The following is a 12,570-nucleotide window of genomic DNA, read 5'->3' on the forward strand; positions in this document are numbered from 1 at the left end:
AGTCTTAAACCATTACTGAGTGAGGGCTTGCTGCCACTCTCGGATCCAGGCTTTGCGATGTGTTGCCACTTCGTCGGCACTAAATTCAAGTGCTTTGCTTGGTACGGTGAGTTCATCAAAACCTTTCGGTAGGCTTTGCTTTGTTACTGGATACATCCAGTTGTGGGTAGCAATTTGTGACTGAAAAGCATCACTTACAATAAATTGCATAAATTGATCGGCAAGTTTTGGATGTGGGCTATTTTTCATCTTCGCTGCCACTTCAACTTGCATATAATGGCCTTCTTTAAAGTTAGCCGCTTTGTACTGGTGTTTGTCTTCAGCAATGATGTGATAGGCTGGTGATGTGGTGTATGAAAGCACCATATCTGATTCGCCTTTTAAGAACATGTTATAGGCTTCAGACCAACCCTTAGTGACGGTCACGGTGTGTTTCGCTAGTTGCTGCCACATTTCAGGGGCTTTATCACCGTAGACCGATTTGATCCATAACATTAGACCTTGGCCAGGGGTTGAAGTACGAGGATCTTGATAGATAACGCTGATATTTTGATCTTTGATCAGAGCATCTAAACTCGCTGGTGGGTTTTTCAGTTTATCGCTGTCATACACAAAGGCAAAATAGCCGTAATCATAAGGGATGAAAGTATCATCACTCCAACCTTTAGGAAGCGTGAGCTTACTGGTATCAACATCATTTTTTGCTAATAGGCCGGTATTTTTCGCTTCTGTCATTAGGTTGTTATCTAGCCCTAATAACACATCTGCTTTACTGTTTTTCCCTTCAAGACGAACGCGATTTAAAATCGATACGCCATCTTCTAAAGAAACAAAATTGACCGTACAACCATTACATTGTTTTTCAAACGCTTTCTTTACTACAGGACCAGGACCCCAGTCGGAAGCAAAGGAGCTGTAGGTATAAACATTAAGAGTATTGTCTGAGGCGAAAGCTGAGCTTGCAACTAATGACAGAGAGATTAGGGGAAGAAGAGTGTTTATTTTTTTCACTATGCGCTCCGAGATGTCCTGCATCCTTGGGACAAAAATTGAAAGAGAGAGCGGCACAGGTTTGAGTGCTGTTGCATCATGCAATGGTCAGCGAGCTCGAAAGCATGTTCGAGCATCTCAATTCCTACGCCAGCATTACCTGGTTCAGGTTCAATGGGTCCTGCTATAAAGCACGTATGCCTAACAATCTCAGCCAAATGGCTCCCCAATGAGAACAAACTATTGTACCTGCAACTGTATCGAAGTTATAGCTTCTGATTAAGTTGCCAATTATAGATGTAATGGATCTGAGTGAATTGTAGGTTAGGCGTAATACGATAATGATTAAGGTGTTGTTGTAACTCAGTTAACGATCCAAAATCAGTTTGATACCAATCATAGATAGATGACAGTGTGATGCCATTTTTTGTTATTTTTATTGCTTTTTCACTATTAATAAAACGTGTTGCAGCTTGATCTAACTGGGAGTCTAATCGATCGCTATTAAACGCTTTAGGCAGTAAATCAGGACAACCAAGACTGGCACAGTTGACTGCGTAGTGGATCCTAGGATCTTGCCAGATAGGGCGTAAGATCCGATGTTCAATATCGTTTAAAGTTAGCTTTTTATTATTAATGGTAATAATGGTTTGATCCCATGGTCCAAAGCTAAATAAACCTCCCAATTTAGTGATTGATTTTACAGGGTAATTATCAATAATTAATTGAACGGTTAGGGCGTTATATAAATTAACCCAATAGGCAAATTGAACATCACGATTATAACGGTGAGGATTTTGGGCACTGAGTCGCTTAATATAAGTTGCTAGCTTTTGTTTGTCTGCACTTGATACTTGGTTATAACGAAATAAGGTTTGATCCGGTTGAATGACAAGATATTTATCGAGTAGTTGCTGCCAATCTTGATGACTGATCTTGTTTGTGTTTTTAGGATCATGAGGTTGCCAATATGACCAGAGTTCGGATTTTGGCGCAGCAAAGATCGGCAGAGTGAATAACAGCAGCCAAGTGGCAATAACAATACGCATATTTTTCCTATTAATATAATAAGTAACAATATTGATTAAGACCGTAATAAGTATTGGCTAATTTCATTATCTTTTTGATATTTTAAATAAAAACGCCCTGTTTATATTAAACAGGGCGTCCGATTTCAGATGATGTACGATTACGCTAAGAAGCGAGGAATACGGTTTTCAAAGTCTGTAATTTTATCTTCGTGTTGCAGTGTCAAACCGATATTGTCTAAGCCATTTAATAGGCAGTGACGACGGAATTCATCAATTTCAAAGGTGTACTCTTTACCATCCGCACTGACGATCATTTTTTCAAGATCAACCGTGATCTGTGCGCCTTCATTTTCATCGACATACTTAAATAAAGTGTCAACGTCTTGCTCAGAGAGACGTACGGGCACCATTTGGTTATTGATCGAGTTACCATAGAAAATATCGGCAAAGCTTGGCGCAATCATAACTTGGATACCGTAATCAGCAAGCGCCCACGGTGCATGTTCACGAGAAGAGCCACAACCAAAGTTTTCACGCGCCAGTAAAATACTCGCGCCTTGGTAGCGAGGGGCGTTCATAATAAAGTCAGGGTTTGCCTGCTCGCCTGCATCATCTAGAAAACGCCAATCATGGAAAAGGTGCTTACCAAATCCAGTTCGAGTTACTTTCTGCAAAAACTGTTTTGGAATAATCGCATCGGTATCAATATTTGCCGTATCTAGCGGTACAACTAAACCTGTGTGTTGTTTAAAACCTGTCATGTTCAAATCCTTTTGTTACACCGATGCGGCATCTAGTTGGCGAATATCAACAAAATGTCCGGCACATGCCGCTGCTGCTGCCATGGCTGGGCTAACTAGATGAGTACGCCCATCACGACCTTGACGACCTTCAAAGTTACGGTTACTGGTTGACGCACAACGCTCACCGGGACCTAAGCGATCGTTATTCATTGCCAGACACATTGAACAACCGGGTAGTCGCCATTCGAAGCCTGCTTCAATGAAGATTTTATCAAGCCCTTCTTTTTCAGCTTGTGCTTTCACTTGCTCTGAGCCTGGAACGACTAAAGCTTGTACGTTAGCGGCAACTTTACGCCCTTTGGCAATGGCTGCTGCTGCGCGCATATCTTCAATACGTGAGTTAGTGCATGAACCAATAAAGACTTTATCAACGGCAAAATCAGACAGGGCTTTGCCAGCTTCTAGTCCCATGTAAGCTAATGCTTTTTCTGCAGAGGCTTTTTCAACGGGATCGTTAAAGCTTTCAGGGGCAGGGATTGGCTCATCAACGGCAATCACTTGACCTGGGTTTGTTCCCCATGTCACTTGCGGCTTTATGTCTTTAGCATCGAGCGTTACAACGGCATCAAACTCGGCGTTCGGATCGGATTTCAATGATGTCCAGTATTCTACTGCGGCATCAAAGTCTGCGCCTTTCGGGGCAAATTCACGATCTTTAATATAATCAAAGGTCGTTTGATCCGGTGCAATTAAACCTGCTTTAGCGCCTAGTTCAATCGCCATATTACAAACGGTCATACGACCTTCCATTGTAAGGTCTGTGATTGCTTCGCCACAGAACTCAACCACATAGCCAGTACCGCCAGCTGCGGTTGTTTTACCAATGATGGCAAGGACGATGTCTTTTGCTGTAATGCCTTCAGCTACTTTACCTTTAACTTCAATCTTCATGGTTTTCGCACGAGATTGTTTTAAGGTTTGGGTGGCTAAGACATGTTCTACTTCCGAGGTACCAATACCGAAGGCCAGTGCACCAAAGGCACCGTGAGTCGCGGTGTGTGAGTCACCACAAACAATGGTCATACCCGGCAGAGTAATACCCAGCTCAGGCCCCATGACGTGTACAATGCCTTGATATTTGTGGTTTAAGTCATACAGGGTGACACCAAACTCTTCACAGTTTTTTGCCAGTGTTTCCATTTGAATACGTGCCATTTCCCCCGATGCATTGATATCTTTAGTTTGGGTAGAAACGTTGTGATCCATCGTGGCGAATGTTTTTGATACTTGACGCACTTTACGACCCTTCTCACGCAAGCCATCAAAAGCTTGCGGGGATGTCACTTCATGTACAAGGTGACGGTCGATATATAAGATCGGGTTTTCCCCTTCTGCTGCAACGGCAACATGGGAATCGTAAACTTTTTCATAAAGCGTTTTAGGTGAAGCTGAAGCGTTATTATTAGTGTTCGACATTGCTCAATGCTCCCTTATGCTTGTTGAATGTAGGCTGCGATCTTATCGCCCATTTCACTGGTGGTGAGTGCTGGTTTATCACTCGCAAGATCGGCAGTTAACTCCCCAGCTTCCAGCGCTTGTGATACCGCTTGTTCGATAGCACGCGCTGCTGTTTCTTCACCTAGGCTGTAACGAAGCATCAGTGCTGCTGATAGGATCTGCGCGACTGGATTTGCAATGTTTTTACCTGCAATATCCGGTGCTGAACCGCCGGCAGGCTCGTACATACCAAACTTATCTTGGTTAAGGCTAGCTGAAGGCAACATACCCATAGAACCTGTGATCATTGCACATTCATCCGAGATGATATCGCCGAAGATATTTGAACATAGCATGACATCAAATTGAGAAGGATCTTTGATCAGCTGCATGGTCGCGTTATCAATGTACATATGAGTTAACGTCACATCAGGGTAATCTTTTGCGATTTCTTCTACGACTTCACGCCATAAAATAGAGCTCTGTAGGACGTTAGCTTTATCAATAGAGCAGACTTTTTTGCTGCGTAAGCGAGCTGATTCAAACGCAATTTTTGCAATACGTTCAATTTCATAGCGGTAGTAGACTTCAGTATCGAACGCTTTTTCTTGTGCGCCTTCACCTTCGCGGCCCTTTGGCTGACCAAAGTAAATACCGCCAGTGAGCTCACGCACAACAGCAATATCAAAACCACGCTCTGAAATATCAGCGCGTAGCGGAGAGAACTTCTCTAAGCCACGGTGAATTTGAGCTGGACGTAGATTACAAAATAATTGGAAGTGTTTACGAAGTGGTAGAAGAGCACCACGTTCAGGTTGATCGTTAGGTGCTAAATGCTCCCACTTAGGGCCACCAACAGAGCCAAATAATACGGCATCGGATTGTTCACAGCCTTTTAGAGTGGCATCAGGTAGTGGGCAGCCATGATTATCGATAGCAATACCACCTACATCATATTCTGTACGATTAAAGGTTAGATTAAATTTAGCCTCGATTGCATTTAGCACTTTATGTGCCTGTTGCATCACTTCTGGACCAATCCCGTCACCGGGTAAAACTGCAATATTGTAAGAACCAGCCATGGTATCTTGCTCTCCATAATTGTTTAAAAGTATAAATTCGTGAGTCGCTGTAAGCGTTATCAACTAGTGAGTTGCTGAGCGCTGCTTTATTTCTTCAATTTGATCTGCACGGTGAATGCTATTGATAACGTGCAGTAACGCTTGACCAGACGCTTCTACAATATCGGTTGCTAAGCCCGTTCCGTGGTATTTTCTGCCTTTATAATTAGCGATGATATCAGCTTGTCCTAAGCCGTCTTCGCCTTCGCCTTTTGCAGTTAAATCAAATTTATCCAGTACAATGTCATAACCTGTTAGGCGGTAAATACACTGGTATAACGCATCGACAGGACCATTACCGACCGCCGCTTCACATTTTTCTTCGTCACCACACAATAGTTTGATACTGGTGGTGGCCATCACACTACCCGACTGAACACTTAGGTAGTTCAGCTTGAAGTAGTCATCTTCATCACGAAGGTTAGAAAAATGCATCAGTGCTTCTAAGTCATAATCAAACACTTGGCCTTTTCGATCAGCCAGTTTTAAGAAATCAGCATACAGTTTATCTAGGCTATACTCTTTCTCGGTGTAGCCCAATGCATCCATGTGACTTTTAACTGCCGCACGACCAGAGCGACTGGTTAGGTTTAGTGCTTGGTTTTTAAGGCCAATCGATTCAGGCGTCATGATTTCATAGGTGTTTTTATTTTTTAGCATCCCATCTTGGTGGATACCCGATGAGTGACTAAAGGCATTAGCACCAACAATCGCTTTATTGGCTTGAATTGGCATATTACACAACTGACTAACCATTTTACTGGTACGGTGAATTTCATCGTGTTTGATATTGGTTGTAACGCCCAGTAACTCCTGACGCGTTTTGATGATCATCGCAATTTCTTCTAGTGAGCAGTTACCTGCACGCTCACCTAGACCATTAATGGTTCCTTCTACCTGACGAGCACCCGCTTGAACGGCCGCCATTGAGTTGGCAACAGACATGCCTAAATCATCGTGACAGTGAACAGAAATCACTGCCTTATCGATATTTGGAACGCGGTTAAATAGTTGAGTGATAATGCCGCCAAATTCGCTTGGCAGGGTGTAGCCCACGGTATCAGGGATGTTAATGGTGTTAGCGCCCGCATCGATAGCGGCTTCTACCATGCGGCACAGATTATCAATTGGTGTACGGCCCGCATCTTCACATGAAAACTCAACATCATCAGTATAATTACGCGCGCGCTTTACAGCTGCGACACCCATATCAATGACATCATCATAGCTACGACGTAGCTTGTCTTGTACGTGAACGGTTGAGGTTGAGATAAAGGTGTGAATGCGGAAAGCTTCTGCGACTTTCAATGACTCTGCCGCTACATCAATATCTTTTGCTACTGCTCGTGATAAAGCACAAATACGACTGTTTTTGATGTGTTTCGCGATAGTTTGTACTGACTCAAAATCGCCAGGGGATGAAACAGGAAAGCCTGCTTCAATCACATCAACGCCTAAACGCTCTAATGCGTATGCGATCTGTAGTTTTTCTTTTACGGTAAGGCTTGCCGATAACGCTTGTTCACCGTCACGTAGCGTAGTATCGAAAATAATGACCTGATCTTTCATTGCTACTTCCTTTTAATCTATTACCGTTACAGGTTAGTTCGCATTCACTTGCGCTAGTCGATATATGAAAAAACCCGCGCAAGTTGCGCGGGTTTTAAAATCTTTAGTGGCGTTTCCCACTCAAAAGCAACCCGCGCGATTTAAGTCACGATAAGGAGGAGGCTAAGGAGTAAAGAGAAACGTTTTTTCATTTTATACACACTTATATAAAGTTGATTAACAAATGAATACCAAATAGACAGGTCAAAGGTCAACCAATAATTACGTTTATTTTACAATTATGGCGGTAACTAATTGATTTTTAATTATTGCGATATGTTTTTCCATAAATAAGGGAAAAAAACAGAGATGATAGGGCAATAACATTTAATGATAAATAGTTGTCAAATTATTAACAATTTACGTAATTCTCTTTTCTTCTAGATTGTCACTGACTCTCCTTTGAAGTTTCACCTTGTTGTCACAAGTCCTTTTTATCCTAGTGATAGTTATAAAAAGGAGAACAATGATGACATTACTTACCCCTATTCAGCGTTTTGATTATGCGTTTTCAACGCTATGTCTCTGTCATCGATTTAATATTCCATTGGCTAAAATTAGCCGTATTGTTTCACGAACCGGTGATGGTCACTTATATGCCATGATTGGCTTGCTCATATGGTGGGGTGATCAACAACAGGGGGGGGCTTTCATTTTTTATGGTTTGTTGATGTTTTTGATTGAACTCCCATTGTATTGGTTGCTCAAAAACAGCTTTAAACGCAGTCGTCCGGTTAGTTTACCCTCCTTTATTAAACCCTCAGATCGCTATAGCTTGCCATCAGGTCATACTGCGGCGGCTTTTATGATGGCCGCCTTAATTTCAAGCTTTTATCCTTCGTATAGTGAAATGGTGTGGCTATGGGCAAGCTGCATTGGCTTCTCCCGTGTATTGCTGGGGGTACATTATCTTAGCGATATCATTGCTGGCGCATTATTAGGTTTTGCTTGTTTCGAATTAGCCGGTTATATCTTGTAAGGAACATACAATGAAAATACTTTATGGGATCCAAGGTACGGGTAATGGCCATATTTCTCGAGCTCGTGAAATGGCACGTGCTTTTGATGGATTAGATTGTGAGGTTGATTATTATTTTTCAGGGCGAGAAAGAGATAAGTTTTTTGATATGGCCTGCTTTGGTGATTATCAATTGGGAAAAGGGTTGACTTTCGTTACCGAACAAGGCTGTATCCAACGGTTAAAAACATGGCATCAGCTTAATTTACGGCAATTTCGACAAGAGGTGAAAACGTTAGATTTATCTCGTTATGATTTTGTGTTGAATGATTTTGAGCCCATTACGGCATGGGCTGCAAAACAGCAGAAAGTGCCCAGTCTCTCGTTAAGTCATCAAGCTGCTTTCCTGTATGATGTGCCAAAAGCGAATGAAAGCGTATTTGATCGATTACTTACACGTTATTTTGCTCCGACTCAATATCAAATTGGTCTGCATTGGCACCATTTTAACTGCCCAATATTACCGCCAATTATTCCTTGTTTTGATACACCAAGTTGTCAGCAAAAACCATTTATTTTGGTGTATTTACCCTTTGAGTCACTTTCTCAAATTACCGATTTACTCTCTCATTTCCAGCAAGTGAATTTTGTTTGTTATCACCCCGATATTGAGAGTAAATCACAATGGCAAAACGTGCAGTTGAAACCATTAAGTCGAGAGGGTTTTCATCACCATTTACATTGCTGTAAAGGTGTTGTGGCAAACGGTGGTTTTGAACTGCCTTCAGAGGCCATTTCTCTAGGGAAAAAATTATTGTTAAAACCACTCCAAGGGCAATTTGAACAAAGTAGTAATGTTGCGACGTTAGCGATGATGGGATTAGCGCATGTTACTCCATCATTAGATGTGACGACGATGCGAGTTTGGCTTGATAGCGAGAGTGTTGGGCGGGTTAAAATCCCAGATGTCGCAAGTGAAGTTAGTAAGTGGTTACTTAATAAGGAGTGGCATGATCTTGATACGCTAAAAGAAGAGTTATGGCAGCAAGTCGAGTTTCCAGAATCAGTTGCTGAAGCAATGTCTGAGCATTACCCTGAAAGCCAATATATTACGACAACACCTTCGCTTATTAAATCATTGGTGAAATGAATTAATAGAAAAAATTACTGATTATTCTTGAATTTGTTATCGCTTTTCACCTTAAAAAAAGGTCTAAAATTTTATTCATATCTTTTTTTATTTATTTTATGTTTGATTTAAGATTATGATTTTTTAATGTTTATATTTCTGAATGTGGATTAATTCATACAATCTTCATAATCACTTATATTCTATTATTAGTCTCATCAATTTGTTTGGATAATACTGGTCTCATCCCAAATCAAGCGGGTTTAGATTAGAAGCAATAATTAAGCTTCTAAGTTACTGAAGGCATAGGACGTGCCGATGAACTCATAAATTTAGAGGCATAATATGACACGTAAAACAGCGTCAGTTTTCCCAACAGAAAGTTACTCAATGGAATCAACATTACGTAGTGTTGATCTTAATTTATTAACTGTTTTTGACGCCGTAATGCAAGAGCAGAACATTACTCGCGCTGCACATAATCTAGGTATGTCACAACCTGCGGTAAGTAATGCAGTTGCGCGCCTTAAAGTAATGTTTAATGATGAGCTATTTATTCGTCATGGTCGCGGTATTCAACCCACGCAACGCGCAAAACAATTGTTTGGTCCACTTCGCCAAGCACTGCAATTAGTGAAGAATGAGTTGCCATGTTCTATCTTTAATCCAATGACATCTAGCCGTACTTTTAAGTTGGCAATTTGCAGCCCCTCAGACATACGTTTTGCACCTCAGATTTTAAAAGAAATGCACTCCCAAGCTCCTCATTTACGTCTTCAACTTGAAGCAGAATTTGAAGCCGGATTAGCACAGAAATTGCGTTATCAAGAAATTGATTTTGTGATTGATTATGTACGCTTTGATGAACAAGGTTTTTGTAGCACAGAATTATTCAGTGATGAACTTGTTGTTATCGCATCTGGAAATCACCCCCGTTTACATGACAGTATTTCTGAAGCTGAATTTAATCATGAAATGCACGCCGTATTAAAAACGAACCCTGAAATTAAAGGTTTTGCCGATCATATTTACAATCAAGCGCACAGTTACAATGAAGCTTATCAAGGTGCGAGTTTAAGCAATATCATGTATGTGGTCGGTCAATCTGAATTAATAGCGGTAGCGCCTCGTTGGTTAGCAGAATCTGTGGCTGATAACCTACACTTAAAAGTGTTAGAGCTTCCCTTTGCGAATAACAAAATTAGCGGTTACCTAAGTTGGCATGAATCTACACAAAAGGATAAAGGCAATATCTGGATGCGAGATCAGCTAATGACAATTTGTGGCGATTTAACGTAATAAACCCCATGATATAAACGTGAAGGTCAGCACAATTGCTGACCTTTTTTGGTTAAAAGCTATCGATATTATAGTGGTAAGAGTTGTCTGCTGTTTCGCAATATGAATAATGCCGCAACGTGAAATAAGGTTGATTTTTTCGTTCTTCAACCATGTTATTTATAGATTCTTACACTTTTGCTTTTTGATTAAAAAGTCGTTTGATAGCCTTTATTCACAAGGCGTAGAGTAGCGGGTAAGCGTTGGGAAATATAATTTTATGTGCATTATGGTTGGCTTTTTATAGGCTGAATTGTAGACTGCATATCTCGAATAAGCTTACAAGTGTAAGCTAAAAAAATAGAGTACTTATGGCACAACACGATTTTCATATTGTTCACCGCATTCGCAGTCAAGTTTCTCGCTTAGGTGATAAGCCTGCATTACGTCATCAAGTCGATGGTGAGTGGCAAGATATTAGTTGGAATTGTTTTGGTGAGCAAATTCAGCAACTGGCTTTAGCATTATTGTGCCAAGGCTTACAAGTACAAGATAAAGTTGGCATATTCGCAAACAATATGCCTCGTTGGACTGTTGCTGATTTTGCCGCGTTATACAATCGTTGTATTACCGTTCCTATTTATCCAACAAGTACAGCGCAGCAAGCGGCTTATATTCTTCAAGACGCAAGTGTAAAAGTACTTTTTGTTGGCGAGCAAGCTCAAATGGATGCGGCTGTTGAAATTGCAGCGCAATGTCCTCAGCTTGAACGCATTGTTGCATTGTCTGACGATGTTACGATCCCAGAACATCCATTGGCGTGTCATTATAATGAGTTTGTTAAGCAAGCAAGTGGTGAGTATCAGCTAGAACTTGATACTCGTTTAGCTGAAAAACAAATGGATGATCTGATCACACTGATTTATACCTCGGGTACAACCGGTACGCCGAAAGGGGTCATGTTAGACTATGCAAATATTGCTTCTCAGATTGAAGCACATGATCAACGTTTAGCATTAGATGAAGGTGATACGTCATTATGCTTCTTACCGTTATCGCATGTCTTTGAACGCGCATGGACGTTTTACGCACTACATCGTGGTGTTGTAAATTGCTACCTATCAGATACGAATAAATTAAAAGAAGCATTAATCACGGTGAAACCGCACTATATGTCAGCGGTTCCTCGTGTATTTGAAAAAATCTATTCAGGTATTCACGATAAAGTCTCTCGCGCACCCTTACACCGCAAAATGATATTTACCTGGGCGGTGAACATGGGCGCTAAGATGTCTGCTGCCCGTCAAGAATGTCGTGAGCCATCTTGGTTATTGAAGAAGTCTTATGCGTTAGCCGAGAAAGTGGTGCTATCTAAACTACAGGCAGTACTCGGTGGTAATATTAAATTTATGCCATGTGGTGGTGCGAAATTAGATGCGGGCATTGGACGCTTTTTTCATGCGATTGGAATTAACGTTAAGTTAGGTTACGGCATGACAGAAACCACAGCGACGGTTTCTTGTTGGGATGACAGCTGTTATAACCCTGATTCTATTGGTATGCCAATGCCTGGTGCTGAAGTTAAAATTGGCGAGCAGAATGAAATTTTAGTTCGTGGTCCAATGATTATGCGTGGCTATTACAATATGCCAGAAGAAACCGCGAAAAATTTCACTGAAGATGGCTTCTTGAAAACCGGTGATGCGGGTTATCTTGATGATCAAGGTAACTTGTTTATCACAGATCGTATTAAAGAGTTAATGAAGACGTCTGGTGGTAAATATATTGCACCGCAAGTGATTGAAGGTGCGATAGGTAAAGATCACTTTATTGAGCAGATAGCTGTGATTGCTGATACTCGTAAGTTTGTATCAGCCTTGATTGTTCCGTGTTTTGAAACGCTTGAAGAACATGCACGCGAATTAAATATCAAATACAAAGACCGTTTAGAGCTGATCAAACATAGCCAAATTGTCGAGTTGATTGAAAAGCGTGTTGTGGAGCTACAAAAAGATTTAGCACGTTTTGAACAAGTGAAAAAATTTACATTGTTACCTAAATCATTTTCGATGGACAAAGGCGAGTTAACGCCGACTCAAAAACTTCGTCGAAAAGTGATTCAAGATCGTTATCACAAAGAAATTGAACATATGTATGAGGAAAGCCATAAAAAGGCCTCTCATAAAGACAAGTAATGTTTTATTTTTAATAAATT

The 12,570-nt window shown here is 41.0% G+C and carries 10 protein-coding genes and 1 riboswitch; of the genes, 4 read left to right on the forward strand and 6 right to left on the reverse strand.

The window, feature by feature from the left end; genetic code table 11:
* Positions 1–12: 12 nt before the first annotated feature.
* The 6 genes from thiB to leuA form a co-directional block, all read right to left on the reverse strand.
* Positions 13–1,002 (reverse strand): thiamine ABC transporter substrate binding subunit, encoded by a 990-nt coding sequence (gene thiB, locus C9J42_RS16105; RefSeq protein ID WP_199187108.1) that lies wholly within the window; start codon positions 1,000–1,002, stop codon positions 13–15.
* A gap of 113 nt (positions 1,003–1,115) precedes the next feature.
* A riboswitch (TPP riboswitch) is annotated at positions 1,116–1,229 on the reverse strand.
* Positions 1,230–1,256: 27 nt separating this feature from the next.
* Positions 1,257–2,039, reverse strand: coding sequence for a DUF547 domain-containing protein (locus C9J42_RS16110; protein ID WP_107247484.1), 783 nt, complete (start codon positions 2,037–2,039; stop codon positions 1,257–1,259).
* 140 nt (positions 2,040–2,179) lie between these two features.
* Complete coding sequence (gene leuD / locus C9J42_RS16115) at positions 2,180–2,782, reverse strand: 3-isopropylmalate dehydratase small subunit (protein WP_107207641.1); 603 nt, start codon at positions 2,780–2,782, stop codon at positions 2,180–2,182.
* A gap of 15 nt (positions 2,783–2,797) precedes the next feature.
* Positions 2,798–4,240, reverse strand: a complete 1,443-nt coding sequence (gene leuC / locus C9J42_RS16120; protein WP_107207642.1) for a 3-isopropylmalate dehydratase large subunit — start codon at positions 4,238–4,240, stop codon at positions 2,798–2,800.
* Between the two features lie 14 nt (positions 4,241–4,254).
* Positions 4,255–5,343 (reverse strand): 3-isopropylmalate dehydrogenase, encoded by a 1,089-nt coding sequence (gene leuB / locus C9J42_RS16125; RefSeq protein WP_107207643.1) that lies wholly within the window; start codon positions 5,341–5,343, stop codon positions 4,255–4,257.
* A 63-nt stretch (positions 5,344–5,406) separates the two neighbouring features.
* Positions 5,407–6,951, reverse strand: a complete 1,545-nt coding sequence (gene leuA, locus C9J42_RS16130) for a 2-isopropylmalate synthase (RefSeq protein WP_005369859.1) — start codon at positions 6,949–6,951, stop codon at positions 5,407–5,409.
* 508 nt (positions 6,952–7,459) lie between these two features.
* Here leuA and C9J42_RS16135 point away from each other — a divergent pair.
* From C9J42_RS16135 to C9J42_RS16150, 4 genes are all read left to right on the forward strand, one after another.
* Entirely contained in the window at positions 7,460–7,969 is a 510-nt protein-coding gene (locus tag C9J42_RS16135) for a phosphatase PAP2 family protein (protein ID WP_107207644.1), read from the forward strand.
* Between the two features lie 10 nt (positions 7,970–7,979).
* Entirely contained in the window at positions 7,980–9,098 is a 1,119-nt protein-coding gene (locus C9J42_RS16140) for an MJ1255/VC2487 family glycosyltransferase (protein WP_107287775.1), read from the forward strand.
* 324 nt (positions 9,099–9,422) lie between these two features.
* Complete coding sequence (gene leuO / locus C9J42_RS16145) at positions 9,423–10,376, forward strand: transcriptional regulator LeuO (protein ID WP_107207646.1); 954 nt, start codon at positions 9,423–9,425, stop codon at positions 10,374–10,376.
* A 350-nt stretch (positions 10,377–10,726) separates the two neighbouring features.
* The gene (locus C9J42_RS16150) at positions 10,727–12,550 is read left to right on the forward strand and encodes a long-chain fatty acid--CoA ligase (RefSeq protein WP_107207647.1); all 1,824 of its coding nucleotides are present in this window, start codon (positions 10,727–10,729) and stop codon (positions 12,548–12,550) included.
* The last annotated feature ends 20 nt before the right edge of the window (positions 12,551–12,570 follow it).

It is taken from the genome of Photobacterium sp. GB-56 (assembly GCF_003026105.1).
GTDB lineage: Bacteria > Pseudomonadota > Gammaproteobacteria > Enterobacterales > Vibrionaceae > Photobacterium.